The organism is Rivibacter subsaxonicus, from assembly GCF_004217215.1.
GTDB classification, from domain to species: Bacteria; Pseudomonadota; Gammaproteobacteria; order Burkholderiales; family Burkholderiaceae_C; genus Rivibacter; species Rivibacter subsaxonicus.
In genome coordinates this window covers 1-23,496 of sequence record NZ_SHKP01000008.1, presented here as the reverse complement: position 1 = coordinate 23,496, position 23,496 = coordinate 1, and the positions used below count along the sequence as shown (strand labels likewise).

24 protein-coding genes are annotated in these 23,496 nt (G+C 69.1%); 10 read left to right on the top strand and 14 right to left on the bottom strand.

Annotated features, from left to right (window positions below):
- Positions 1–10: 10 nt before the first annotated feature.
- On the bottom strand, positions 11–262 hold the full coding sequence (locus EV670_RS15775; protein ID WP_130433903.1) for a hypothetical protein: 252 nt from the start codon (positions 260–262) through the stop codon (positions 11–13).
- 174 nt (positions 263–436) lie between these two features.
- On the opposite strand from EV670_RS15775, the gene EV670_RS15770 reads away from it, so the two are divergent.
- A complete protein-coding gene (locus EV670_RS15770) occupies positions 437–2,425 on the top strand; it encodes an ABC-F family ATP-binding cassette domain-containing protein (RefSeq protein ID WP_130433901.1) in 1,989 nt (662 codons plus the stop codon).
- Between the two features lie 12 nt (positions 2,426–2,437).
- On the opposite strand, the gene EV670_RS15765 is transcribed toward EV670_RS15770, so the two are convergent.
- Genes EV670_RS15765 through EV670_RS15755 form a run of 3 tightly spaced genes read right to left on the bottom strand, consistent with a single transcriptional unit; the run spans position 2,438 to position 4,586 of the window.
- Positions 2,438–2,758, bottom strand: coding sequence for a low molecular weight protein tyrosine phosphatase family protein (locus EV670_RS15765; RefSeq protein WP_242617010.1), 321 nt, complete (start codon positions 2,756–2,758; stop codon positions 2,438–2,440).
- A gap of 14 nt (positions 2,759–2,772) precedes the next feature.
- A complete protein-coding gene (locus tag EV670_RS15760; RefSeq protein WP_130433899.1) occupies positions 2,773–3,630 on the bottom strand; it encodes a YbgC/FadM family acyl-CoA thioesterase in 858 nt (285 codons plus the stop codon).
- 20 nt (positions 3,631–3,650) lie between these two features.
- Positions 3,651–4,586: an alpha/beta hydrolase gene (locus tag EV670_RS15755; protein WP_242617009.1), complete on the bottom strand. Its 936-nt coding sequence runs from the start codon at positions 4,584–4,586 to the stop codon at positions 3,651–3,653.
- Positions 4,587–4,663: 77 nt separating this feature from the next.
- Here EV670_RS15755 and EV670_RS15750 point away from each other — a divergent pair, with 77 nt between their 5' ends.
- Complete coding sequence (locus EV670_RS15750; protein ID WP_130433897.1) at positions 4,664–5,800, top strand: iron-containing alcohol dehydrogenase; 1,137 nt, start codon at positions 4,664–4,666, stop codon at positions 5,798–5,800.
- Positions 5,801–5,825: 25 nt separating this feature from the next.
- Here EV670_RS15750 and EV670_RS15745 read toward each other — a convergent pair whose 3' ends face one another.
- The 4 genes from EV670_RS15745 to EV670_RS15730 form a co-directional block, all read right to left on the bottom strand.
- Positions 5,826–6,314: a spore coat protein U domain-containing protein gene (locus EV670_RS15745; protein WP_130433895.1), complete on the bottom strand. Its 489-nt coding sequence runs from the start codon at positions 6,312–6,314 to the stop codon at positions 5,826–5,828.
- Positions 6,311–8,683, bottom strand: coding sequence for a fimbria/pilus outer membrane usher protein (locus tag EV670_RS15740; RefSeq protein ID WP_165393341.1), 2,373 nt, complete (start codon positions 8,681–8,683; stop codon positions 6,311–6,313). The genes EV670_RS15745 and EV670_RS15740 overlap by 4 nt, the downstream gene beginning before the upstream one ends.
- A 16-nt stretch (positions 8,684–8,699) precedes the next feature.
- Positions 8,700–9,449, bottom strand: coding sequence for a fimbrial biogenesis chaperone (locus EV670_RS15735; protein ID WP_130433891.1), 750 nt, complete (start codon positions 9,447–9,449; stop codon positions 8,700–8,702).
- 105 nt (positions 9,450–9,554) lie between these two features.
- Positions 9,555–10,094 (bottom strand): Csu type fimbrial protein, encoded by a 540-nt coding sequence (locus tag EV670_RS15730; RefSeq protein ID WP_165393340.1) that lies wholly within the window; start codon positions 10,092–10,094, stop codon positions 9,555–9,557.
- 295 nt (positions 10,095–10,389) lie between these two features.
- Between EV670_RS15730 and EV670_RS15725 the strand changes: the two genes are divergently transcribed.
- The 8 genes from EV670_RS15725 (at position 10,390) to EV670_RS15690 (ending at position 19,406) form a co-directional block, all read left to right on the top strand.
- A complete protein-coding gene (locus EV670_RS15725; RefSeq protein WP_130433887.1) occupies positions 10,390–11,148 on the top strand; it encodes a PAS domain-containing transcriptional regulator in 759 nt (252 codons plus the stop codon).
- Between the two features lie 178 nt (positions 11,149–11,326).
- Positions 11,327–12,190, top strand: coding sequence for an FAD binding domain-containing protein (locus EV670_RS15720; protein WP_130433885.1), 864 nt, complete (start codon positions 11,327–11,329; stop codon positions 12,188–12,190).
- Positions 12,191–12,469: 279 nt separating this feature from the next.
- Complete coding sequence (locus EV670_RS15715) at positions 12,470–12,955, top strand: (2Fe-2S)-binding protein (RefSeq protein ID WP_130433883.1); 486 nt, start codon at positions 12,470–12,472, stop codon at positions 12,953–12,955.
- A 27-nt stretch (positions 12,956–12,982) separates the two neighbouring features.
- A complete protein-coding gene (locus tag EV670_RS15710) occupies positions 12,983–15,400 on the top strand; it encodes an aerobic carbon-monoxide dehydrogenase large subunit (protein ID WP_130433881.1) in 2,418 nt (805 codons plus the stop codon).
- A gap of 70 nt (positions 15,401–15,470) precedes the next feature.
- On the top strand, positions 15,471–16,376 hold the full coding sequence (locus EV670_RS15705) for an AAA family ATPase (protein WP_130433879.1): 906 nt from the start codon (positions 15,471–15,473) through the stop codon (positions 16,374–16,376).
- The gene (locus tag EV670_RS15700; RefSeq protein ID WP_130433877.1) at positions 16,370–17,518 is read left to right on the top strand and encodes a vWA domain-containing protein; all 1,149 of its coding nucleotides are present in this window, start codon (positions 16,370–16,372) and stop codon (positions 17,516–17,518) included. The genes EV670_RS15705 and EV670_RS15700 overlap by 7 nt, the downstream gene beginning before the upstream one ends.
- A gap of 2 nt (positions 17,519–17,520) precedes the next feature.
- Positions 17,521–18,216: a nucleotidyltransferase family protein gene (locus EV670_RS15695; protein ID WP_130433875.1), complete on the top strand. Its 696-nt coding sequence runs from the start codon at positions 17,521–17,523 to the stop codon at positions 18,214–18,216.
- On the top strand, positions 18,213–19,406 hold the full coding sequence (locus EV670_RS15690) for a hypothetical protein (RefSeq protein WP_130433873.1): 1,194 nt from the start codon (positions 18,213–18,215) through the stop codon (positions 19,404–19,406). The genes EV670_RS15695 and EV670_RS15690 overlap by 4 nt, the downstream gene beginning before the upstream one ends.
- A 48-nt stretch (positions 19,407–19,454) precedes the next feature.
- On the opposite strand, the gene EV670_RS15685 is transcribed toward EV670_RS15690, so the two are convergent.
- The 6 genes from EV670_RS15685 to EV670_RS15660 all read right to left on the bottom strand — a co-directional run bounded on the left by EV670_RS15685 (position 19,455) and on the right by EV670_RS15660 (position 23,346).
- On the bottom strand, positions 19,455–19,943 hold the full coding sequence (locus EV670_RS15685; protein WP_130433871.1) for a tellurite resistance TerB family protein: 489 nt from the start codon (positions 19,941–19,943) through the stop codon (positions 19,455–19,457).
- 21 nt (positions 19,944–19,964) lie between these two features.
- The gene (locus tag EV670_RS15680) at positions 19,965–20,267 is read right to left on the bottom strand and encodes a DUF2277 domain-containing protein (protein ID WP_130433869.1); all 303 of its coding nucleotides are present in this window, start codon (positions 20,265–20,267) and stop codon (positions 19,965–19,967) included.
- Positions 20,268–20,341: 74 nt separating this feature from the next.
- Entirely contained in the window at positions 20,342–20,968 is a 627-nt protein-coding gene (locus EV670_RS15675) for a LysE family translocator (RefSeq protein ID WP_130433867.1), read from the bottom strand.
- A 125-nt stretch (positions 20,969–21,093) separates the two neighbouring features.
- The gene (locus EV670_RS15670) at positions 21,094–21,441 is read right to left on the bottom strand and encodes a DUF2845 domain-containing protein (RefSeq protein WP_130433865.1); all 348 of its coding nucleotides are present in this window, start codon (positions 21,439–21,441) and stop codon (positions 21,094–21,096) included.
- Positions 21,442–21,875: 434 nt separating this feature from the next.
- A complete protein-coding gene (locus EV670_RS15665) occupies positions 21,876–22,361 on the bottom strand; it encodes an ASCH domain-containing protein (protein WP_130433863.1) in 486 nt (161 codons plus the stop codon).
- A 652-nt stretch (positions 22,362–23,013) separates the two neighbouring features.
- Positions 23,014–23,346: a hypothetical protein gene (locus EV670_RS15660; RefSeq protein ID WP_130433861.1), complete on the bottom strand. Its 333-nt coding sequence runs from the start codon at positions 23,344–23,346 to the stop codon at positions 23,014–23,016.
- Between the last annotated feature and the right edge of the window lie 150 nt (positions 23,347–23,496).

The window sequence follows — 23,496 nt, the reverse complement described above, 5'->3', positions numbered from 1 at the left end:
GGGACCGCTCTCAGCGATCCGCCGAGGCCCGGCGCAGCAGCAACAGCGCACCGACGCCGATCGCAGCCAGCAGCACCGTCAGAGGATCGATGTCGACCCCAGTCCGGGCCTCGCGCGCCGGCTCGGCCGGCTGCCGGACCTGCGCCGACGGCAGATCGGCCGGAGCACCGACAATAGGGGCAGTCGTGACCTGAGCGCTCTGGGCGCCATCGGCGGGTGTCGGCGCCGCGAGCGCCGCTCCGGCCCCCAGGCCAAGCGCCACGGCCAACCCCGCTAGCCAACGGTGGATCCCTTTCATACTGCACTCCCAAGCGGGTCGAAGCGCCCGCCGCTGAGTGCACCTTAGATTTCGGTGCGGCAACGCAGCAACCCCCTAGTTGCGGTCGCTCCAACACCCGTTTTCGCTCTGTGCAAAGCGCACCGGGAAAATACAAGAATGATCCAGATCAAGTCACTTTCGCTGCGCCGCGGCACCAAGCTCGTGCTGAGCAACGCGAGCCTCACGCTCAACCCGGGGGAGAAGGTCGGCCTGATCGGCCGCAATGGCGCCGGCAAGTCCTCGCTGTTCGCATTGCTCACCGGCAAGCTGCAGGCCGACGCCGGCGACTTCGACTTCCCGCGTCGCTGGCGCATGGCCGAAGTCGCGCAGAACATGCCCGAGACCGATCAGCCGGCCACCGCCTTCGTGCTCGAGGGCGACACCCGGCTGATGGAGGCCGAGGCTGCGCTGCGCGTCGCCGAGGAGGCCGACGACGGCCACGCGATCGGCGAGGCGCACGCCGTGCTGGCCGAGGTCGGCGCCTACGACGCCGTGCCGCGCGCCCAGGCGCTGATGCTCGGCCTCGGCTTCAAGAGCGCGCAACTCGACGCGCCGGTCGACAGCTTCTCCGGCGGCTGGCGCATGCGCCTGCAACTGGCACGTGCGCTGATGTGCCCGAGCGACCTGCTGCTGCTCGACGAACCGACCAACCACCTCGACCTCGACGCCCTGGTCTGGCTCGAGGCCTGGCTGCAGCGCTACGAGGGCACGATGCTCGTGATCAGCCATGACCGCGAGTTCCTCGACGCGATCACCAAGGTCACGGTGCACCTCGACGACGCCCAGCTCACGCGCTACGGCGGCAACTACACGACCTTCGAGACCATGCGCGCCGAGCGCATGAGCCAGCAGGCCGCCGCCTTCAGCCGCCAGCAGGACAAGGTGGCGCAGCTGCAGCGTTTCATCGACCGCTTCAAGGCCAAGGCCAGCAAGGCCAAGCAGGCCCAGAGCCGGGTCAAGGCGCTGGAGCGCATGGAGAAGCTGGCGCCGGTGCTGACCGCGGCCGACTTCAGCTTCGAGTTCCGCGAGCCGGCCAACCTGCCGAACCCGATGCTCGCGATGCGCGACATGGTCTGCGGCTACCCCTCGCTCGATGGCGGCGAGCCGATCACGATCGTCGCCGGCATCAACCGCTCCGTGATGCCGGGCCAGCGCATCGGCATCCTCGGCGCCAACGGCCAGGGCAAGTCGACGCTGGTCAAGACACTGGCGCGCACCCTGCCGCAGATCAGCGGCAGCGTGACCGAGGGCAAGGGCCTGTCGATCGGCTACTTCGCCCAGCAGGAGATGGACGTGCTGATGCCCGACAGCGGCCCGCTCGAGCACATGATCCGGCTGGCCAAGCAGATCCTTCCCGGCGGCGGCTGGCGCGAGCAGGAACTGCGCGACTTCCTCGGCCAGTTCCGCTTCACCGGCGAGATGGTGCACCAGCAGGTCGGCTCGCTGAGCGGCGGCGAGAAGGCGCGCCTGGTGCTGGCGATGATCGTCTGGCAAAAGCCCAACCTGCTGCTGCTCGACGAGCCGACCAACCACCTCGACCTGAGCACCCGCGAAGCGCTGAGCATGGCGCTCAACGAGTTCGAAGGCAGCGTGATGCTGGTCAGCCACGACCGCGCGCTGCTGCGCGAGGTCTGCGACGAGTTCTGGCTCGTCACCCGCGGCGGCGTCGGCGACTTCGACGGCGACCTCGACGACTACCAGCGCTGGCTGCTCGAACAGGCCAAGGAGCAGGCCAAGGCCTACGCACAGGCGCAGCGGACGGCGGTGGCGACACCGGCTCCGGCACCTGCGCCCAAGGCCCTGGCGCCAGCCGCGGCGCCGACCGCCGGCTCCGGCCGCGACGATCGCAAGGCCACTGCCGAGCAGCGCCAGAAGCTCGCCGCGCGGGCCAAGCCGCTGAAGACCGAACTGGCCAGGGTCGAGGCCCGCATGGCGGCGGCCAACACCGAGCGCGCCGCGCTCGGCGATAGCCTGGCCGACGCGGCGCTCACCCCGGCCCACCGCGCCGAGCGCGGCAAGCGCCTCAAGGCGCTCGAAGACGAGATCGCGGCGCTGGAGGCGCGCTGGCTGGAGCTGGGCGAGTCGATCGAGGCGCTGGCGGGCTGAGTTTCGCCGCGTTCAGCGCGCCGGAAGGTGGCGCGACACGCGCGCCAGCAGCAGTTCGACCAGCGCCGGCTCCATGAAGCTATAGCGGTCAGCAATGTCGAGGCAGATGATCCGCTTGCCGCCCAGGTGCGGTCGAAAGCGCTGCTCGAGCTTGCGTCGCTGCGCCTTCTCCATCACGAAGATCAGTTCGGCCCAGCTCAGCGCCTCGGGCGTCAGCGGCGTGTCGGACTCGGGCTTGAGTCCGGCGGAATCGACCTCGATGCCGGGCCAGTCGGCGAACACCTGCTCGGCGGTCGGGCTGCGCAGGCGGTTCTGGCCGCAGACAAAGAGCACCCTGCGCGCCACGCTCACAGCCCGCGCACCATCTCCACGTGCGGAATGCCCGCCTCCTCGAAGCGCGGGCCGCGCTCGGTGAAGCCGGCGCGTGCGTAGAAGCCGACCGCGGACAGCTGCGCGTGCAGCACCGCCTCGCGGTCGCCGTTCTGGCGCGCGGCCTGCATCAGCGCGGCGAGCACCGCGCGCCCGGCGCCGCCGCCGCGCAGCGGCTGGCGCACCGCCATGCGGCCGATCTTGGCCACGCCCGGCACATGCTCGAGCAGCCGGCCGGTGGCCAGCGGCATGCCGATGCGGTTGTAGGCCACCGCGTGCAGGCAGCCAGCGTCGGCGGCGTCCCACTCCATCTCGGCCGGGATCGCCTGCTCCTCGACGAAGACCTCGGTGCGGATCGCGCGTGCGTCCTTGCCCAGCTCGCCCCAACTGCCGGTGCGCACCTCGAACATCGGCTTGCCGGCCTCGAAGCCGTCGATCACCGCCCGCAACTCGTGCGGCACCGGCTTGCTGGTCTGGGTGGCGGGATCGGCAAAGACATAGACCAGTTCGCCCGAAACCAGCAGCTTCTCCTGCCTGAAGACGCCGGCGGCCAGCAGCATCGACGAGCTGCCGATGCGGGTACAGCGGATGCCGATGTCGAGCACGTCGTCGTAGGCAGCCGAGGCGTGGTATTCGAGCGTGGCCTTGCGCACGTAGAGATCGCCGCCGAAGTAGTGCATCGATTCGATGTAGGGCAGCGCCAGCGCGCGCCAGTAGTCGGCGACCGCGGTGTCGAAGTACATCAGGTAGTGGCCGTTGAAGACGATCTTCTGCAGGTCGACCTCGACCCAGCGCACGCGCAGGCGGTGCAGGTGGCGGAATTCGGCGCGGTTCATGGTCTTGGCTTCCATTCGGTTCAGATCGAGAAGGCGGCCCTGAGGGCCTGAGCGGCGGCGGCGTGCGCCCGTCCTGCCTCGGGGATCGCGCGGCCCATCTTGATGAAATCGTGGACCACGCCGCGCCAGATTTCCAGTTCGACCGGCACGCCGGCGGCGCGCAGCTGGTCGCCGTAGGCCACCGCGCTGTCGGTCAGCGGGTCGCATTCGGCCAGGCCGATCCAGGCCGGGGCGGCACCCTCCACTTCGTCGGCGCAGCGCGGCGCAAAGCGCGGGTCGTGGCGTGCGTGGCGGTCGATGGTCTGCTCGAAGAACCAGTCGATGGTCGTGACGTCGAGCAGGTAGCCGTTGCCGTAGAGGTGGTACGAGGCTGTGCCCTCGAGCTCGCCGCAGCCGGGGTAGAACAGCAGCTGCAGGGCCAGCGCGGGGCCGCCGTGGCGTGCCACGTGCACCGCGGTGGCCGCCGCGAGCGTGCCGCCGGCGCTGTCACCGCCGATCGCGATGCGCGTGCCGTCAAGGCCGAGCGCCTCGGCGCCGGCCGCCAGCCAGTGCAGCGCGTCGAGCGTGTCCTCGAAAGCGACCGGAAAGCGCCACTCGGGCGCCAGCCGGTAGTCGAGCGACAGCACCGCCGCGCCGCTGAGCAGCGCCAGCTGGCGGCACAGGCTGTCGTGGGTGTCGACGCTGCCGATCGTGAAGCCGCCACCGTGCAGGTAGAGCAGCACCGGCAGGCCGGTGTCGAGGCTCGGCGCGTAGAGCCTCGCGGCCAGCGCATGGCCGTCGCGGGCCGGGACCTGCAGGTTCTCGACCCGCGGCAGCGCGGCGCGCGGCAGGTCGAGGATCTCGGATCCCGCGAGGTAGGCCGCGCGCGCGGCCACCGGCGTCAGCGTGTAGAACGGCGGGCGCGCGGCGCGGTGGATCCGCTCGAGCACGCCCTGCATCTGCGGCGTCAGTTTCATTGGAACGTCAGTGACAAGAGCTCTGGCCGGCCGCGAGCATACTGGTCGGATCGATCAACCGAGTTCGTCGATTGCCCATGGCCACCATCCTCTATCTCACCCAGATCCAGTTCGACTTCGGCGCGGTGAAGCTGCTCGCCGAGGAATGCGCGCGCGTCGGCATCAAGCGCCCGCTGATCGTCACCGACGCCGGCGTGCGTGCGGCCGGCGTGCTGCAGCCGGCGCTGGATGCGCTCAAGGACCTGCCCGTCGCGGTGTTCGACGGCACGCCGTCCAACCCGACCGAGGCCGCCGTGCGCGCGGCGCGCGAGGTGCTCGAGGCGCACAAGGCCGACGGCCTGGTGGCGGTCGGCGGCGGCTCCAGCATGGACCTGGCCAAGGGCCTGTCGATCCACGCCACCCACCCCGGACCGCTCAAGACCTACGCCACCATCGAGGGCGGCTCGCCGAAGATCACGACCGCCGTGCTGCCGATCATCGCGGTGCCAACCACCAGCGGCACCGGCAGCGAGGTCGCGCGCGGCGCGATCGTCATCGTCGACGATGGCCGCAAGCTCGGCTTCCACAGCTGGCACCTGATGCCCAAGGCGGCGATCTGCGACCCCGAGCTCACGCTCGGCCTGCCGCCGCTGCTGACCGCTGCCACCGGTATGGACGCGATCGCGCATTGCATGGAAACCTTCATGGCGCCGCCCTTCAACCCGCCGGCCGACGGCATCGCGCTCGATGGCCTCACGCGCGGCTGGGCCCATATCGAGGGTGCCACGCGCACGGGCGCCGACCGCGAGGCGCGCAAGCACATGATGAGCGCCTCGATGCAGGGCGCGATGGCCTTCCAGAAGGGCCTGGGCTGCGTCCACAGCCTCAGCCACAGCCTCGGCGGCGTGAACCCGCGGCTGCACCACGGCACGCTCAACGCGATGTTCCTGCCGGCCGTGATCGCCTTCAACGCCGAGGCCGAGAGCGTCAGGAGCGAGCGCCGCCTGGAGCGCATGGCGCAGGCGATGGAACTGGGCAGCGCCGCCGACCTTGGCCCGGCGATCAAGGACATGAACGCCCGTCTCGGCCTGCCCACCGGCCTGGCAGCGATGGGCGTCGAGCGCGACTGGTTCGACAAGATCATCGACGGCGCGCTGGCCGACCATTGCCACAAAACCAACCCGCGGCTGGCGAGCCGCGAGGACTACCGCGCGATGCTCGAAGCGGCGATGTGAAGAGCGACGTGCCGGTGCCCGGCGCTCAGTCGTAGGTCAGGGTCACGGTGATCGTGTCCTGGTAGAGGCCGGCGCTCGGGTAGGCGCCGCCGGCGATGGCGCCGGCGACGATGTGAGTGACGGTCCGCGCCGCGAAGTCGAGGATCGGCCACGTGATGGCGCCGCTCGCCGTGACCGTGCCGCCGGTGCCATCGCCCCAGACGCTGGTGTTGAGCACGGCCGGCACCGTCGTCAGGTAGAGGTTGTAGTTGAGCGTGTCCGGCGCCTTCGTCAGGCGGCGCTGGGCAAAGGTGCCGGCGCCGGTCGACAGGGCCGCGCTGTAGTTCAGGGTCCGCGCGTCGAACAGCACCCGCGTGCAGCGGATCGTCATCGTCGCCGACGAATTGTTCTGCGTGCCCGTGTAGGCGCCGAAGGCGAGCGTACCGACCGCGACCGTGCAGCTGTGCGCGGCATGGGCATCGACGGCCTGCGCCAGCAACAGCGCGGCGCCACACAGGCGCAGCAGTGCTCTCATGAATTGCTTCCCTTGCAGCTGTAGGGGCCGAGCTCAGAGACCGCCGGATCGGCCGCCCCGAGTTTGACCTCGATCTCGCAGACCACGCCCGGCGAACGCACGCGCAGCCGGTGACTGCCTTCCAGATTGCTCACGAAGGCCTCGCCATCGAAGCCGATCGGGTAGCGCTCGGCCCGCCCTTCGACCTCGACCATCGCGCCCACCGGCAGTGGCTTGCCGGCACCGTCGACGAAGCGCAGCAGCGCGTTGCGCTCGCGCCTGAGCGCAAAGTCGATCAGCACGCCGGTGCGCTGGTAGGAGGTCACCCATTCGCGCGTCTTCGAGACGCTGGCATCGATCGGCACCGAAAGCGGATCGATGGAGATCTTGCTCGCGTTGTAGGCCGGGATGCGCGAGATGACGAGTTGGCCGTCGGCGTCGGTGCGGCCGACCACGACGTTGTCCTGCAGCACGTCGACGCCGGCGACGCCGCCGACGCGCACCAGGCCGAAGCTCTCGGTGATCGGGCGCGCGAGGAAGGCGCTGCCGCCGAGGAAGCCGACGCCGCCGGAGATCGAGCCGCGCACCGCCTCCGAGCCGTAGGCACGGGCCACCTCGACACCGTAGCGGCCGATCGCGCTGGCGTACTCGACGCCGGCCTCGGCCCGGCCATCGGTCTGGGCCAGCAGACGATAGCCATAGCCCTCGCCGACCGGCGGCGCCTGCTGCACCGACACAATTCCGTAGCCGTTGTTCGAGCCGCCGCTGCGCGTGTTCTGGTAGCCCGCCGAGCCGCTGGCGCTGCCGCCGAGCAGGAACGAGAAGCCGGCATAGACCTGGGTCTGGTTCGGCCAGCCGATCGAGCGGCTCAGGGCCAGGGTGAAGAATCCCAGTGGCCCGGCCGAGCGCGAGTAGCTCAGCGTGCCCACGTCGAACCCCGGGAAGTCCCAGTACTCGCGCTTGGCCAAGGCCAGCGCGAGCGACCCGCCGCCACCCAGGCTCAGGCTGGTGGTGGCGTAGGCGAGCCGCTTCAGCCGCGGCGCGGCGAGCAGGTCGCCCAACTCGCCGACCTCGCCGACCTCCTGCGCATCGGGGCTGGCCCAGGTCGAGCGCAGCGCGAAGCTGAACCATTGCGCCTGGCGGCTGAAGCCGAGGATCAGCCGCGTGCCGGTGCCGCGCTCGCCGATGCTGGCCACCGCGCCGGCGGTCAGCACGCCGGCGTTGCCGAGCAGGGCGTCGGCGCTGAGGCCGATGCCGCGCACATGGTTGTCGCCCTCGGCGCGCCCTTCCAGCGTCAGCTCGTTGCTGATGCCCTCGCGGTAGACCAGCGAGCCGAGCCAGCCGCGGTAGTCGGCGCTCCTGATGCCGTAGTTGTAGCGCGGCACGCCCAGGTCGAAGGCGAACTGCGACAGCCCCGGCGCCAGCAGATCGCGGGCGACGTAGAAGGGCTGCGAAATCACCTGCTCCTGGCCGAAGGCGTTCCTGACCACCACCGACATCTCGCCGGCGCCGGTGATCATCGGCATGTTGTTGATGGCAAAGGGCCCGGACTGGACCGGCTGCGACGCAAGCCGCACGTTGTTGGCGTAGATGTCGACGGTCGACGGCAGGCTCGCGAGACCGCCGATCGACTGCAGCGGATAGCTGATGAACGAGGGCTGCAGCGAAAAGTTGGAGCTGTACTGCAGGCCGGCATAGCGCACCGCCCGGCCCCAGCTGCCGGGCAGGCTGATCGCATCGCCGGCCACTACCGTGCGCATCGTGTCGACGTCGTCGTAGCGCCAGTTGGTGTCGAGGCGAACCAGCTTCTGCGTCTGGCCGTAGCCGAAGACGCTGGGGTTGGCGACGGCGCTGACCAGGCCGCTGCCGTAGGGCCCGAAGACCACCGCCTCGCCGGCTCCCGACGCGTACTGGCTCGACGGCGCCAGCTCGGTGCCGCGATCGGCATAACCGAACAGCGAGTAGTTGAGGAAGCCGCCCCAGTCCGGGCGCCGCGGCCGCAGGCTCGCGCCCGGAGCCAGGCTGGCCTGGGTGCCGCCGAGCGCGGTCGGCTCGATCTCGAGCACCAGTTCCTGGCGCGCACCATCGACGCGATGAGCCAGCCCAGCAATGCCATCGAGCTCGACGTAGCGCCGCCCGCCGATGTCGATGCGCGGCGGTGCCGTGCCGCGCGGCACCAGATCGAGCGTCGCGAAGCTCGCCTCGTCGAGGTAGGTGCGCGATCCCTGCCGCGCGACGTAGACGACGTCGGGCCGCAGCGCGCCGTTCAGGCGCAAAGCCAGGGTGGCCAACTCGGACTCCGCCTCCGGCGCCGACTCGGCCGCCAGCATCGGCCCGCTGCCAAGTGCCAGCGCCATGCCGACGGCGGCGATTCGCAGCGCGTGCCGCATGGCCGGACCGCTGGCGTCAGCGCGGCGACGCGGCCTGGACATTCAGCTCGATCGGTCCGACGTTGCTCTGCGCCTTGACGGCGATGGGAGCGGCGGCCGCCTTCGGATCCGCCGCCGCCAGCGGCAGGCGGCGCTCGGCGCCGGCCAGCACGACGAAGACACCCTGCTGCGCCAGCACCTGGCCACCCTGAGAGACAACGAGGTCGGTCAACCGCAGGTGGCGCGGGCCTTCGTTGGCAATCCTGAGCTGCGAGGCACCGGCGGGCGCCTTCTCGATGGAGACGAGCGGCTGCGCGCGTCCCTCCTTGGCGATCGGCGCCACGAACATCGGGATGTCCATGGCCAGCGCCATGCGCAAGCCCAGCGAAGCCGGCTGCGCCTCGGGCACCTCGGTGCTCGGCACCTCGCGCACCAGCAGCCGGTAGGCGCGCTCGCGCTCGCGATCGGGCGGGTTGCGCAGCGCCACGCGCACGATCTGCTCGCCGCCGGGCGGGATCGTTGCCAGCGAGGGGTTCAGGATCAGGTCCGAGGTCGCGCCCTGCTCGTCCTGGCCGCCGACCTGCTGCCAGGCGCGCGCCTGGATCTGCAGCGTGACCGGCGTGTCGCCGCTATTGCTCAGCGTCAGCACCGCCGTCGGCGCGGCGGCCGACAGCTCGACGCGCATCGGCGACAGACCGAAGGTACCGGCGCTCGCCGCGCCGCACCACATCGCCAGCCCCGCGGCCAGCGCAAAACCCCAGATTCCAGGCGCTCGTCGCACGAACATCGCTCCCGTCCCAAAATGGAAAATGACGGCGGCCAATACCGGCCCGCCGTCATCGTATCTCCCGGCCGCCGCATGTCAGGACACGCGACGCCGCCAGGGCGGGATTCAGTTATAGGTGAGCGTCATCGTGATGGTGTCGGCATAGGCACCACTCTGAGGAAACTGCCCAGCCGGCACCGAACCGCAAATTGCGATGGTCTTCGCACCGCCGGTAGTTGCAAACAGCGTCGTCAGCTCTGCGCCCGTCGGCGCGCCAGTCGCGTTCCATTCGTTCGTGCCGGCGGCCGGGCAGGTCGTCAGCGTCGCGCCGGTCGGCACGTCGATGTTGTAGTTGAGATATTCACCGACAGCACCCAGCATACGTTTCTGATTAGCGGTACCCACATTGGCGCCGTCGCCGAGAAACAGACTGCTAACCGTCACGCCCTTATTGCAGCTCAGGGTGATAGTGCCGGTACCCGTCAGCGCGGCTCCGGCATAGGCGCCAAAGGCGACGCCGGCGGCGGAACTGACGGTGCAGGTATTGTTGACGGTCGCCGTCACAGGAAAGGTGCCGATGGCCGTAGCCGCGACGGCCGCGTTGGCAATTGCCAGAAGACCCGTCGACGCCAGCGCAACTCGCGCGCAAACTCGCTTGAAATTCATGGTGCTGGATCCAGTCAGAAGTAGTTGGATGCTGGCCAGATTGTAAGTGGGCACTACGCCGCACTCGCGCCGAATTGCGCGCAAATGTACCGACATTGACGACCGTAGCCGTTCAAGTTGAGCTGACTGGGGTTTCTGTGAGACTTGTCTCAAAACCCTTGATCCGCAGGCCCCGCCGTCCGTCGCCCTCCCGCGTCAACAGCCCAGGGCGAGCGCGCGGCGCTCAGGCTTTGCCCGATACGCCTGCGCAGTGGGAGCGATCTAATGCAAGGGTCGGAAACCGAGGAGTTCCAGCTTGGACACACGGGTGGCGACCAGCAGTCCGCTGTACCTGCTCGAGCGCAGCGACGTCGGGCTGGTTCAGCTCGACCGCGACCTCAAGGTCGTGGCGATGAACAGCTTCGCGCGGCGCGTGCTGCCCGTCGAGGACAAGCAGCCCTTCGAGAAGATGGTGCTGTCCTTCCATCCCGAGCGCTCGCAGTCGAAGGTCAAGTTCCTGCTCGACCAGGCCGAGTGCCCGGTCAGCAACCCGCCACCGATGACGATGATCATCAACATTCCCGAGCGGGTGTTGCTGATCAAGGTGAGCAAGCTGTCCGACCTGCGTGGCGACACCTTCGGCTACACGCTGGTGTTCTATGACATCACCGATGCCGTGATCCGCGACGAGCCGGGTGCGTCGCGCCCGGGCACCAAGCGCCAGTTGCTGAAGATCCCGACGGTATCGGCCAACCGCATCGTGCTGGTCGACGCCGCCAGCGTGCGCTACGTGCGCGCCGAGGGTCACTACACCTGGGTTCACACGGCGCAGGGCTCGAGCTTCTGCAACCTGACGATCGGCGATCTGGAGGGGCGGCTCGACAGCGGCTCGTTCCTGCGCATCCACCGCAGCTACATCGCCAACCTCGACTACGCCGAGCAGATCGTGCGTGACGACGGCAAGGTGCTGCTCAAGCTCAGCGGCGACGAGGACCGCGGCTTGCCGGTGGCGCGCAGCAGCGTGCCGCGCCTGCTCGACCGCCTCGGCATCACCGAGGTCGCAGCCGAGCGCTGAGTCGGCCATGCCAGCACGCGGCTCGTGCAGTGCGCAGCGTCGTTCGTGTACGGCGCCACGCGGTTCGTGCAGCGCCCGCGCTTGCTGCACTGCGTCGTCGGTACTGTCGTCGCCGACGCCAGGATCGGGCGCGCCCGGTTCGTGATCGTCCACGACGACCTTGCAGGAGACAGCGACCATGATTCCAGCCGCGTTCGACTATCACGCGCCGCGCTCGGTCGGCGATGCGATCAAGCTGCTTGGCGACCTGGGACCCGACGCCAAGCTGCTGGCCGGCGGCCACAGCCTGCTGCCGATGATGAAGCTGCGCTTCGCGCAGCCGAGCCACCTGGTCGACCTCGGCCGGATCGGCGAGTTGCGCGGCATCTCGCAGTCCGGCAACGAGATCCTGATCGGCGCGATGACGACCGAGGACGACCTGCTTCGTTCGCCGCTGCTGGCCGACAAGCTGCCGCTTCTGGTCGAGGGCGCCGGCTGGATCGCCGATCCTCAGGTGCGCTACAAGGGCACGATCGGCGGCGACATCTCGCATGGCGACCCGGGCAACGACCACCCGGCGCTGATGCTGGCGCTCGACGCCTCCTTCGTGCTGCAGGGGCCGAAGGGTGAACGCGTCGTCAAGGCCGAGGGCTTCTTTGTCGGCTTCTATTCGACGCTGCTCGAGCCCGACGAGATCCTGACCCGCATCCGCATCCCGATCCCGCCGCCGGGTAGCGGCTGGTCGTACCAGAAGCTCAAGCGCAAGACCGGCGACTTCGCGACCGCGGCCACGGCGGTCCTGCTGCAGATGAGCGGCGGCAAGGTCGCCAAGGTCGCGATCGGCCTGACCAACGCCGGCCCGACCGCGCTCAAGGCGAGTGCCTCCGAGGCCAGCCTGGTCGGCAAGGCGCTCGACGCCGCCAGCGTCGACGAGGCGGCGCGGCTGGCAATGTCGATCTGCGAGCCCTCGACCGACCAGCGCGGCGACGTGGCCTACAAGACGGCGATGTGTGGCGAGATGACGCGCCGCGCGCTGCAGGCCGCGGCCGCGCGCGCGAACTAGGGCCTGTTAACGCTACCGGAGGGCTCGCGTGACCCAGGAAACAAAGGCCATCAAGGCGCAAAGCGCAGCCGGGGTAGTCTCCCGGCGAGCTTTGCAACGCCGAGGGCCGCAGTTTCCTGGGATCACCCTTCGGGCCCGGGTCGCGCAGGCCGCAAGGCGGCGTTGCTCGGTCGTTGCGTGCAAGAAGCACGCGTCCTCCCTCGCGCCTACCCCTGCGGCCTGCGCGGCCCGGGCGCGAGCCCTCCGGTAGCGTTAACAGGCCCTAGGCGGGAGCTCAGCATGGCAAACACGCACAAGGTGCACTTCACGCTCAACGGCAAGGGCGTGAGCGTCGAGGTCGAGCCGCGCGAGCTGCTCATCCACACGCTGCGCGAGAAGCTCGCGCACACCGGGCCACACATCGGCTGCGAGACCTCGCACTGCGGCGCCTGCACCGTCGACGTCGACGGCATGTCGCTGAAGAGCTGCACCGTGCTGACGGCACAGTGCGAGGGCGCCGAGATGCTCACGATCGAGGGGCTGGAGCAGGCCGGCGTGCTGCACGCGCTGCAGCAGGCCTTTCACGAGGAGCACGGCCTGCAGTGCGGCTACTGCACGCCCGGCATGATCACGCGCGCCTACCGCCTGCTCCAGGAGAACCCGAATCCGAGCGAGCAGGAGATCCGCTACGGCATCGCCGGGAACCTGTGCCGCTGCACCGGCTACCAGAACATCGTCAAGGCGGTGCAGTCGGCCGCGAAGAAGCTCGCGGCCGCGACGGCCTGATCCCCTCGAACACACGGGAGCACTCTCATGGGCGACATGGCCGAACTCCAGGAACGCGAACAGAAGCTGCAGGGCATGGGCACCTCGCTGCTGCGCAAGGAGGACGCGAAGTTCATCCGCGGCCAGGGCAGCTACGTCGATGACATCAAGCTGCCCGGCATGCTGTTCGGCGCGCTCGTGCGCAGTCCGTACGCGCATGCGCGCATCAAGGGCATCGACAAGAGCAAGGCGCTGGCCTGCCCCGGGGTGGTGGCGGTGCTGACGGCCGACGACCTGAAACCCGTCAACCTGCACTGGATGCCGACGCTCGGCGGCGACGTGCAGGCCGTGCTGGCCGACAAGAAGGTGTGCTTCCAGATGCAGGAAGTGGCCATGGTGCTGGCCACCGACCGCTACACGGCAGCCGACGGCGCGGCGCTGGTCGAGGTCGACTACGAGGAGTTGCCGGCGATCGTCGACCCGAAGCATTCGATGGACAAGGACGCGGTGGTCATTCGCGAGGACATCGCCGACAAGACCGAGGTCGGCCACGGCCCGCGCACCCACCCGAACCACATCTTCACCTGGGAAGCCGGCGACAAGGCCGCGGCCGACGCGGCCTTTGCCGGCGCCGCCGTCACGGTGCGCGAGGAGATCCTGAACCCGCGCGTGCACCCCTGCCCGCTCGAAACCTGCGGCTGCGTCGCCTCCTTCAACAAGGCCACGGGCCATCTCACGGTCTACATGACGACCCAGGCCCCGCACCTGGTGCGCACCGTGCTGGCGATGCTGTCGGGCGTGGCCGAGAGCAAGATCCGCGTGGTCGGCGGCGACATCGGCGGCGGCTTCGGCAACAAGGTGCCGGTCTACCCCGGCTACGTGGTTGCAATCGTCGCGTCGATCGTGACCGGCGTACCGGTCAAGTGGATCGAGTCGCGGATGGAGAACATCGGCACCACCGGCTTTGCGCGCGACTATCACGGCGTCGGCGAACTCGCGGCCGATGCCGATGGCCGCATCAAGGCGCTGCGCTTCACCGCGCTGGCCGACCATGGCGCCTTCAACTCGCATGTCTCGGCCACCAAGCTCCCCGCCGGCCTGTTTTCGATCTGCACCGGCTCCTACGCGATCCCGAACGCCTATTGCCGGGTCGACGCGGTCTACACCAACAAGGCACCGGGCGGCGTGGCCTACCGCTGCTCGCTGCGCGTGACCGAGGCGGTCTACCTGATCGAACGCATGATCGACGTGCTGGCCCTGAAGCTCGGCATCGACAAGGCCGAGATCCGGCGCCGCAACTTCGTCAAGGCCGAACAGTTCCCCTACACCACCTCGCTCGGCTGGACGCTCGACAGCGGCGCCTATCACCCGGCGCTCGACAAGGTGCTCAAGGCGGTGGACTACGAGGGCCTGCGCCGCGAGCAGGCCGCCCTGCGCGCCGACCCGAAAGCCACGACGCTGATGGGCATTGGCCTGGCCACCTTCACCGAGATCGTCGGTGCCGGCCCGACCAAGGTCTGCGACATCCTCGGCATCGGCCTGTTCGACAGCTGCGAGATCCGCGTCCATCCGACCGGCGGCGTCATCGCCCGCCTGGGCACGATGACCCAGGGCCAGGGTCACGCCACGACCTACGCGCAGATCATCGCCACCGAGCTTGGCCTGCCGGCCAGCGACATCGTGGTCGAAGAGGGCGACACCGACAAGGCGCCCTACGGCGCCGGCACCTGGGGTTCGCGCTCGACGCCGGTCTCGGGTGCGGCCACCGCACAGGCCGCACGCAAGATCAAGGACAAGGCCAGACAGATCGCCGCCCACCTGCTCGAAGTGGCCGAGGCCGACCTCGAATGGGAGATCGATCGCTTCAAGGTCAAGGGCAACCCGGAGCAGGCCAAGACCATGAAGGAGATCTGCATGGTCGCCCATACCTCCAACATTCCGGCCGGCATGGAGCAGGGCCTGAACGCGGTGTCCTACTACGACCCGCCGAACATGACCTTCCCCTTTGGCGCCTACCTGTGCGTGGTCGATGTCGACCGCTACACCGGCGAGACCAAGGTGCGTCGCTTCTACGCGCTCGACGACTGCGGCACGCGCATCAACCCGATGGTCATCGAGGGCCAGATCCACGGCGGGCTGACCGAGGCCTTCGCGGTGGCTTTCGGCCAGCAGATCCCCTTCGACGACAACGGCAACCACCTCGGCAACAGCCTGATGGACTACTACCTGCCGACCTCGATGGAGACGCCGCACTGGGAGACCGACCACACGGTCACGCCCTGCCCGCACCATCCGATCGGCGCCAAGGGCGTGGCCGAGTCGCCGCATGTGGGCGGCATCCCCTGCTTCAGCAACGCGGTGATCGATGCCTTCGCGCACCTGGGCGTGACCCACATGGACATGCCGCACACCGCCTTCCGCGTCTGGCAGCAATGCCACGCGCTAGGTCTCGACCGCCACGCATGAAAGTCCGGCTCGAAAGGAGCTTCGATCCGCCGGCCTCGGCCGGACTCAACGACCTGGTGTCGGGCCTGGCATGACTTCCGATCGCGCGCAGGAACTCGCCGCCTGGCAGCGCGACCTGGCGCAGGCCGGCTACATCGCCGAACCGAGCCTGGTGGCCGCGCTGCTGCTGATGCAGGACCTCGGCCGGCCGCTGCTGCTCGAAGGCGACGCCGGCGTCGGCAAGACCGAGGTCGGCAAGGTGCTGGCAACGATCCGCAACACGCGGTTGATCCGGCTCCAGTGCTACGAGGGGCTCGACGCACACTCGGCGATGTACGAATGGAACTACCAGCGCCAGCTGCTCGCGATCAAGCTGCTCGAGCATGACGAACGCGCGAGCGGCAAGGATCTGGCGCAGAAGGAGCAGGACATCTTCTCCGAGCGCTACCTGCTCAGGCGCCCGCTGCTCGAAGCCATCAGCTGCGAGCAGCCGCCGGTGCTGCTGATCGACGAGGTCGACCGCGCCGACGAGGCCTTCGAGGCCTACCTGCTCGAACTGCTGTCCGACTTCCAGCTCTCGATCCCGGAACTCGGCACTGTGCACGCAACCAGCCGGCCGCTGGTGGTGATCACCTCCAACGGCACCCGCGAGCTGTCGGACGCGCTGCGCCGGCGCTGCCTGTACCAGTACATCGACTACCCCGACCACGCCAAGGAACTGGCGATCGTGCAGAAGAAGGCACCCGCGGTGGCGGCCGCGCTGGCGCAACAGATCGTCGCCTTCGTGCAGGCGGTGCGCCGCATGGATCTGCAGAAGAAGCCCGGCATCGCCGAGACCCTCGACTGGGCCGCGGCGCTGCTGCGACTCGACATTTCCGTGATCGAACAAGACGGCGCCGAACGCATCCTGCAAACGCTGAGCGCCCTGATCAAGACCCGCGACGACCGGGCGGCCTTCCCGCGCGAGGTCGTGGCCCGACTGGCGGCCGCATGCTGAAGCTCGACGATCCACCGCTGCTGAACGACATGGCTGCGGCGCGGCTGAGGAGCTTCCCGGCCTTTCTGCACGCCAACGGTTTTGCGGTCGGCGGGGCCGACGCGGTGCCGGTGCTGCACGCCGCTCAGCGTGTCGGGGTGCTCGATCCGCAGATCCTGCGCTGGAGCCTGCAGGCGCTGCTGTGCGGTCGCGGCGACGAATGGCGGCGCTTCGACGAGCTCTTCGATGCCTGGTTCCTGCCGGCCAACCGCTGGCAGCGGCCCGAACGCCGCGAGGCCGAGGACGGCAGGCTCGGCGGCGACACGCATGAAGCGCCCGCGCGCGATCGCGACGCGACTGGCGACGACGACGAGCAACGCCCGCGCCGCGCCGCCAGCCGCGAGGAGGTCCTGAGCTCGACCGATTTCCGCGCGCTGACCGAACGCGAGCACACGCTAGACATCGAGGCGCTGATGCGCCGCCTTGCCCGCCAGCTCAAGCGCCTGCGCCTGCGCCGCGAGGCCCGCGCGCGCCACGGCCGGCGGCTCGACCTGCCCGCCATCATCCGCCGCAGCGTCGCCAGCGGCGGCACGCCGTTCCACCTCGAATGGCGCGACCGCCGCCGCGTGCGCCCGCGCCTGGTGCTGCTGATCGACGTCAGCCGCTCGATGGCGCTCTACAGCTTCTTCTACCTGCGGCTGGCGCGCGCGCTCGGCGCCGAATTGCCGGACGTGCACAGCTTCATCTTCCACACCCGCGTCACCGCGGTGTCGAAGGCGCTGCACGACCCCGACCCGTGGCGCGCGCAGGAGCAATTGCACCTGATCGCGCAAGGGTGGGCCGGCGGCACCCGCATCGGCGAAAGCCTGGCGCAGTTCAATCGCGAACATGCAGCGCGCATCGTCCATTCGCGTACCGCGATCCTGATCATGAGCGACGGCTACGACACCGGCGATCCGGCGCTGCTTTCGCAGGCGCTGGCGCAACTGCGGCGGCGCGCGCGGCGCGTGGTCTGGCTCAACCCGCTCGCCCAGCGCCCGGGCTACGCGCCGAGCTGCCAGGGCATGCAAGCCGCGCTGCCGCATCTGGACCTGCTCGCGCCCGGAGCCGACCTCGCCAGCATCCGCGCGGTGCTGCCCCAACTGCTGGCCACCTTGCACTGACGATGGGCTGCCTTCTCAAGGCCAACGGCCTCTACAGCCGCACCACCATCGGCGCCGTCCTGCTGGCGGCCGGCGCCGGCTCCCGGCTGGGCGGGCGGCCGAAGGCCCTGCTCGAACTGGGCGGCGTGCCGTTGATCCTGCGTCAGTTGATCGCCCTGTCGGGCGCCGGCGTCGACGAGGTCGTGGTCGTGCTCGGCCATCACGCCGCGGCGATCGAGGCCGCGGTGCAAAGCTTTCCGATCACGCTGGCGCACAACCCCGCGCCCGACGAGGGCCAGGCCGCGTCGGTTCGCGTCGGCTTGCGCGCGCTGTCGCCCAGGCTCGACGCGGTGATCGTCGCGCTGGCCGACCAGCCGCTGATCGACGCGCAGGACATCACCGCCCTCATCAGCGCCTTCAAGAAGCGTGGCGACGCGGCGATGGTGGTGCCCAGAGTGCGCGGCGACGACGGCGTCGCCGAACCGGGCAATCCGGTGATCTTCGAGGCGGCGCTGCGCGACGAGTGGCTGGCCGGCAGCGCCGACGCCGCCTGCCGGCGCTGGCGCCTGGCCAACCCCGAGCGCGTGCGCTGGCTCGACACCGACAACCGGCGCTACTGGATCGACATCGACACGCCGGAAGACATCGAGCGCTTCACGGCCGCCACCGGCCATGTGTTGAGCTGGCCGTCCAGGGTCGCGACCGAGGCTGCGTCATGAGTGCGGCGCCCGCGCACGATCGCCTCGCGCTGCGCCTGATGCTCGCGCGCGCCGTGGCCTGGGCCTTGCTGCTCACCGGCTGGCTCGGCCTGGGCAGCCTCGCCTGGGTGCTGGCCCCGGGGCCCCTCGGCGCATTTGCGCTGGTCGCGCTGTGGCTGCTTGCACTCGGGCTGGCGGCCACGGTGGCAACGCGCGACACCCTGCCGGCGTGGACCCGCCGCGTGGCCCTGTCGCTGTGCGCGGCGCTCGCCGCCGCCGCGCTGGCCTGGACCACCCGCGGCGGCGGCGTGCCGGCCTTGCTGGTGGCCCTGATGGCATGGGCCGGCCTGACGGCCCTGGCCTCCGGCGTCGTTCGCAGCCTGCGCCTGGCTGGGACGGTGCGGCCCGGACCGCCGATTGCTGCGGCGAGCCTCGGCGCGCTCTGCGCCGGTCTGGTGCTGGGCGATCTTGGCGACCTGCCGGCGCTGGCCTTGCGCTCGGCCGCCTTCGTGCTGGCAGCCGCCGTTGCGCTCATCGCTTTGCAGGGCGGCGAAGCTGCACGCGCTACCGCCAGCCGATGCCGCGCCGGATTGTTCGACTGTTCGCTCCCGGCCTGGCCGGCGGGCGCATGGCACGACGCGCGGCAATGGCCGACGCTGCTGGCCGGACTGGCGATGCTGCCGATGATGGCCTCGCTGCCGTTGATGGTGGCCTGGTGCCGCGCCGAGGCCATCGCGCCGCAGTCGATGGTGCTGCTGCATCTTGCGGCGATGTTCGTGCCCGCGCTGCTGTTGCGCTCCTGGATCGCGCGTTGGTCGTCGCGCACGCTGTCGGCGGTCTGCGCCGCCAGCCTTGCGACCGGGGCCATCGCGGCGATCTGGCTCCCCGGTCCGTGGAACCTGCTGGGCCTGGCCGCGGCCCATGGCGCGGCATGGAGCCTGGCCTGGGCCGGACAGTTGTGGGCGCCCGATCGACGCGGTCGCCAGGGGACCTCCCCGTTGCGGGCCGCGATCGGCTATGCCGCGCTGACCCTCGCCTTCGGCGCCGTGGTCGCAAGCTTCGGCAGCGCCGGCGTCCCTGCCACCCAGGCGGCACTGGGTCTGGCCGCCGCGCTCGCATGGTTGTTCGGCACCCTTCGGCCCGCCTCGCCGGCTGCTGCCGTGCCCGATCTCAGCGACGTGCGCACCGAGGGTCGCGCCAGCGGTCGATGAGGCGGCGGTCGGCGCGAAAGCGCCGCCGGCGGCGGGCCGGCGCCTGACTCAGCCCGTGGCGCCGGGCGCCGCCAGTTGCTGCTGCTCCTGCTCCACCCGCATTCGCGCATGCACGTAGGCGCCCTGCGGCACGTGCAGCAGGTCGGCCACGCGCCACAGCACATGGCGCTCGTGGGCGCTGAGATGGCCGTCGGCCAGCGCCACTCTCCACATGTGCTCGATCATGCGCAGCTTCTGCGGCATCTCGAAGGCGGCGTCGATGCGCGAGGTGAAGCTGAACAGATCGGTCGACTGCCGCGCCGTCGTCTCGGCCAGCTCGGCCAGGCGCTGCGCCTCGTCGGCCGCGAGCGCGAACTTGTCGCGCAGCGCGGCCAGCACCGCCTCGCGCTCACCGGCGTGAAAGCTGGTGTCGGCGCGCATCACCTCCACCAGCATCACCGCGGTGGCGAGCTGCAGCGCGTGCTCGGTGGCTTGCGGGTCGCTGCCCGGCGCGGGCGGCAGCAGGTTGTCGAACAGGTCCTTCAGGGTCTTGAGCATCGATCGCTTTCGGTTCTTCTTCTACGACCGCTGGCTGCCGGCCGGCTCCTGGCGCGGGCCGGCAAACCTGAGCGCCGACCGGGCACGCGCCCTCGCCGCCTCGACCTCGCGGTTGCGCGGCTCTGAGCTGGTCACGAGCGAGCGCACCAGCACCCTGGCGCTGGCGGCAACCTCCTCCACCGCACGCTCGAAGGCCGCCTCGTTGGCCCTGGACGGCAGGTTGAAGCCACTGAGCTTGCGTACGAACTGCAGCGCGGCGTCGCGGATCTCGAGCTCGGTGGCCGGGGGTTCGAAGTTGAACAGCGTCTTGATGTTGCGGCACATGGCGGTATGACGAAGTGCTTGGCTTGAGCGATCGTACGTCGGCCTGCAGCGGCGGCCGCAACGGCGCGCGACCTTCAGGCGCGGCGCTCGAAGGCCAGCTTGAGGCCCAGGCCGATCAGCACCGCGCCACTTGTGCGGTAGATCCACGCGAGCACCCTGGGCCGCGAACGCAGCCAACCCGACAACAGGCCCGCGCCCAGGCCTACCGGTCCCTTGACCATGAAGGTGAGCGCGGCGAACGCGAGGCCGAGCACGAAGATGCCGAGCGTGGGATGCGCGGCGCCCGGCAGCACGAACTGCGGCAGGAAGGCGAAGTAGAAGACCGCGATCTTGGGGTTGCTGATGTTCGACAGCGCCCCGTCCAGGAACAGGCGCCAGAGCGGGCGCGGCGCCACGGCCGACATCGCCAGCTCTTGCTTCTGCGCGCGCAGCAACTGGATGCCGAGGTAGACCAGATAGGCCGCCCCGACCAGCTTGAGCGCGAGGAACAGCCACTCCGAGGTGCGCAGCAACGCACCCAGGCCCAGCGTGGCCAGCACGGTGTGGCCGACCAGGCCGACGCTGACTCCCGCCGCGGTGGCCACCCCGGCCGCGGCGCCCTGCGCGATCGAGCGCGACATCACGAGGATCATGTCCTGCCCCGGCGTAACGATCAGCACCAGCGAGGCGACGATGAACAGCAACCAGGTGACTTCGACCATCGCCAAGGCTCCTCGCAGCGGCTGAGTGTGGGCATCGACGGCCCGCGCTCGCGACCCGCTCGACGAAGCGCCTAGCTTAGCCTCGCTTGCTCGCGCCAGCCGCGGACGCAACGTGGATTGCGCCGCTAGCGAGGCACACGGCCGTAGATGATCGACTGCACCGTGCCCGAGCGAAAGCGCACCGTGGCCATCAGGTTGCCGGGGCCGCGGTCATAAAGCCACTCGTCCGTCAGCTGGCATGGGACGAAGGCGCTGGCGAATACCTCCGGCACCGGCTCCAGCGTCTGCGCGTAATACACGGGGGCACAGAAGCTGTCCTTGAGCAGCGGCTGCCCGCACTTGAAGGCAACCGCCAGCCTCGAGTCGCCCTCCGACGCCAGCCCGCCGGCGCAGCGCAGCGACTCGGCCCTGGCGGGCAGGCACAGGAGAAGGACGGTGGCGGCCGCAACGCAAACGCGAACACTGGTGTTCATGCTCGGCTCCTCTGACTCGGTGCTGGTGGGAGTGTGCTCCGAAGGGCGCAGCCGTCGATACCAACCGCGCGAGCGTCAGTCCGGCCCGCTGGGGATGAACACGTCGCCCGCCCGAGCACAAGCCAACAGCTTCCCTGCACGACGTGACGACGAAGACGCGCTGAACAGGTCAACCGGCGGCGGGCAAGCTCGACTAACCCTTGGTGGCCTTGATGACCGAGGTCCACGCGATTGGAATGGAGCCCCGCTGAGCGGTTCGCATCTGGGTCCGCACCTCGCGCGCATGCCGCGCCGGGTGCAACAAGGCCGTCTGTAGAGGGGCAGTCTGTTCTCTGTCTCGGCAGGTCTTCAAACTGCGTCGTGATTCAACTGAAAAAACTCAATGTGCGATCTCAGATCAGCGGCTTGACGTGCGGGGAAGTCCCTGTAAAGGGTTAGACGGCACGCTCACCCTGGCCTCGAAATACGACTTCGAAGCGCTCGCAGACGACAGGCATCTTTGGATCTCGGACACGGCCAATGCGCTGGCACTCTCTTCCAAAGTATGCCGAGTGAGCTTTCTGCCAGTACTGAAGCGAACCATCCCCTTCACCCTCCGAGGCTGCAAACTCTGCTGAGACTTGATCGTATGCGATGACATCGACCCGTTTTGTCTCGATGACGCAGAGCGGCGTCTTGGCCCAGTTTGTGACGACGCTCAGGTCGCCAGCCTTTGGCAATGGCACTGCCGCTGCCTCGAAAGACCAGACGAGCCCGGCTGTTGCTCGCTTCGTGCCGGCCAGAACAAGCAGAGCAAGTTCGTCGGCGCTTTGCTCGTTGTCATCGAAGTGGAAAGCCTCGAAGAAGCGAGGAGTGGGGTCTTTGGTCTGCACCTGAACGAAGGACTTCCAGAACGGAGCGATGTGAGCTGGGATGTTCATGTGCCGTCTAACTTTGAAGTTGAGCGGGCCGCAACGGCGCCACTGACCTGACCGAAGCAAGACAGCGTTCCACGCCCTTGTGGATCCGCTCGAACGACAGGTTAGGCAACATTTGAGGGCGCGCCTAGGAGCCTGAGTTGTGCAAAGAGAGTGGCGCTAATCGCAGTGCCTGAGACTGCCCCTCCAACTGCGCCTGCGGCGGCCCAACGAAGCAGCGACGGCGGCGCCAGACTAGCGGTGAACAGCAGCCCAAACGCGAGCGATACGCTCACGCCGAAGGCGGCGCCTAGTGCAGCACGCACGGGTGCGGATAGGTGCTCGCGTCGACGCCGAAGCACGTGTCCGAAGGCGGCGCCAGTTACGAGTGCAGGGATGGTGCCCAACGGATAGGCGAGTACCAGGCCGTAGAGCCAGAGGATGCTGATTGTTGCGGGTAACGCGGAGACGCTGGAGCTTTGAGCCAGGGTACTGGTTGCTACCGAGGCAACCTGGAGCACTTGGTCGACGAGTACGAAACCGAGTGCTCCGAACGCGGGGCCAATGAGTGCGAAGCGTACGAGGATCCAGAGCATGGCTTGCCTTCTGCGGCCTAACGAATGAGTTGAGCGACCACCGCAGGCGGTCCACTTGGACGAGATGTTAGAGCCTGCATTTACGCTGTCGCCCTCGCATTCGACCAGTAGCGAAGCACGCAGTTCTCAGGGCCGAACAACCGGAGCGTTTCTGCGAGGTTGTCCGAGACCCACGGATCCAATGTCAGGCCGCGGTCCGTGCTGACAACTATTGATAGCTTGTCGTGCAGTACTAGCTCGACGAAATGGCTGACCGCAGATTCCGCCGGCACGCAGAGCCACTCGGCAAGCAAGTCCGAATGCGTGTGCCACTCGCCGCCTTTGAACCCCACGGCGACTTCGCCGCCTTCGTGTTCAACGACAGCCAACGTGAGCTGGCCGTCAGGGCTCGAATGCTGCTCTATCGTGCGCATGGTTGGACTCTACGTTTGAGTTCAGCGGCCGCCGGAGGCGGTCCGCTGCAATGATGGGTTAGCAACTGTCTTCAAAGTCAAGCTCCGATGGGCTGCCGCAGATGACGGGCAGCGTTCCACATCGCCTGGTCGCGCAGCATCGCATTGAGG

What these genes read in the sequence shown, in the direction of transcription:
- EV670_RS15750 (WP_130433897.1), top strand. Translation starts at nt 4,664, where the DNA reads ATGGCCACCATCCTCTATCTCACCCAGATCCAGTTCGACTTCGGCGCG.
- EV670_RS15720 (WP_130433885.1), top strand. Translation starts at nt 11,327, where the DNA reads ATGATTCCAGCCGCGTTCGACTATCACGCGCCGCGCTCGGTCGGCGAT.
- EV670_RS15710 (WP_130433881.1), top strand. Translation starts at nt 12,983, where the DNA reads ATGGGCGACATGGCCGAACTCCAGGAACGCGAACAGAAGCTGCAGGGC.
- EV670_RS15660 (WP_130433861.1), bottom strand. Translation starts at nt 23,346, where the DNA reads ATGCGCACGATAGAGCAGCATTCGAGCCCTGACGGCCAGCTCACGTTG.
- EV670_RS15675 (WP_130433867.1), bottom strand. Translation starts at nt 20,968, where the DNA reads ATGGTCGAAGTCACCTGGTTGCTGTTCATCGTCGCCTCGCTGGTGCTG.
- EV670_RS15735 (WP_130433891.1), bottom strand. Translation starts at nt 9,449, where the DNA reads ATGTTCGTGCGACGAGCGCCTGGAATCTGGGGTTTTGCGCTGGCCGCG.
- EV670_RS15670 (WP_130433865.1), bottom strand. Translation starts at nt 21,441, where the DNA reads ATGAACACCAGTGTTCGCGTTTGCGTTGCGGCCGCCACCGTCCTTCTC.
- EV670_RS15730 (WP_165393340.1), bottom strand. Translation starts at nt 10,094, where the DNA reads ATGAATTTCAAGCGAGTTTGCGCGCGAGTTGCGCTGGCGTCGACGGGT.
- EV670_RS15755 (WP_242617009.1), bottom strand. Translation starts at nt 4,586, where the DNA reads ATGAAACTGACGCCGCAGATGCAGGGCGTGCTCGAGCGGATCCACCGC.
- EV670_RS15700 (WP_130433877.1), top strand. Translation starts at nt 16,370, where the DNA reads ATGCTGAAGCTCGACGATCCACCGCTGCTGAACGACATGGCTGCGGCG.
- EV670_RS15745 (WP_130433895.1), bottom strand. Translation starts at nt 6,314, where the DNA reads ATGAGAGCACTGCTGCGCCTGTGTGGCGCCGCGCTGTTGCTGGCGCAG.
- EV670_RS15695 (WP_130433875.1), top strand. Translation starts at nt 17,521, where the DNA reads ATGGGCTGCCTTCTCAAGGCCAACGGCCTCTACAGCCGCACCACCATC.
- EV670_RS15705 (WP_130433879.1), top strand. Translation starts at nt 15,471, where the DNA reads ATGACTTCCGATCGCGCGCAGGAACTCGCCGCCTGGCAGCGCGACCTG.
- EV670_RS15685 (WP_130433871.1), bottom strand. Translation starts at nt 19,943, where the DNA reads ATGCTCAAGACCCTGAAGGACCTGTTCGACAACCTGCTGCCGCCCGCG.
- EV670_RS15740 (WP_165393341.1), bottom strand. Translation starts at nt 8,683, where the DNA reads ATGCGGCACGCGCTGCGAATCGCCGCCGTCGGCATGGCGCTGGCACTT.
- EV670_RS15715 (WP_130433883.1), top strand. Translation starts at nt 12,470, where the DNA reads ATGGCAAACACGCACAAGGTGCACTTCACGCTCAACGGCAAGGGCGTG.
- EV670_RS15665 (WP_130433863.1), bottom strand. Translation starts at nt 22,361, where the DNA reads ATGAACATCCCAGCTCACATCGCTCCGTTCTGGAAGTCCTTCGTTCAG.
- EV670_RS15770 (WP_130433901.1), top strand. Translation starts at nt 437, where the DNA reads ATGATCCAGATCAAGTCACTTTCGCTGCGCCGCGGCACCAAGCTCGTG.
- EV670_RS15690 (WP_130433873.1), top strand. Translation starts at nt 18,213, where the DNA reads ATGAGTGCGGCGCCCGCGCACGATCGCCTCGCGCTGCGCCTGATGCTC.
- EV670_RS15680 (WP_130433869.1), bottom strand. Translation starts at nt 20,267, where the DNA reads ATGTGCCGCAACATCAAGACGCTGTTCAACTTCGAACCCCCGGCCACC.
- EV670_RS15760 (WP_130433899.1), bottom strand. Translation starts at nt 3,630, where the DNA reads ATGAACCGCGCCGAATTCCGCCACCTGCACCGCCTGCGCGTGCGCTGG.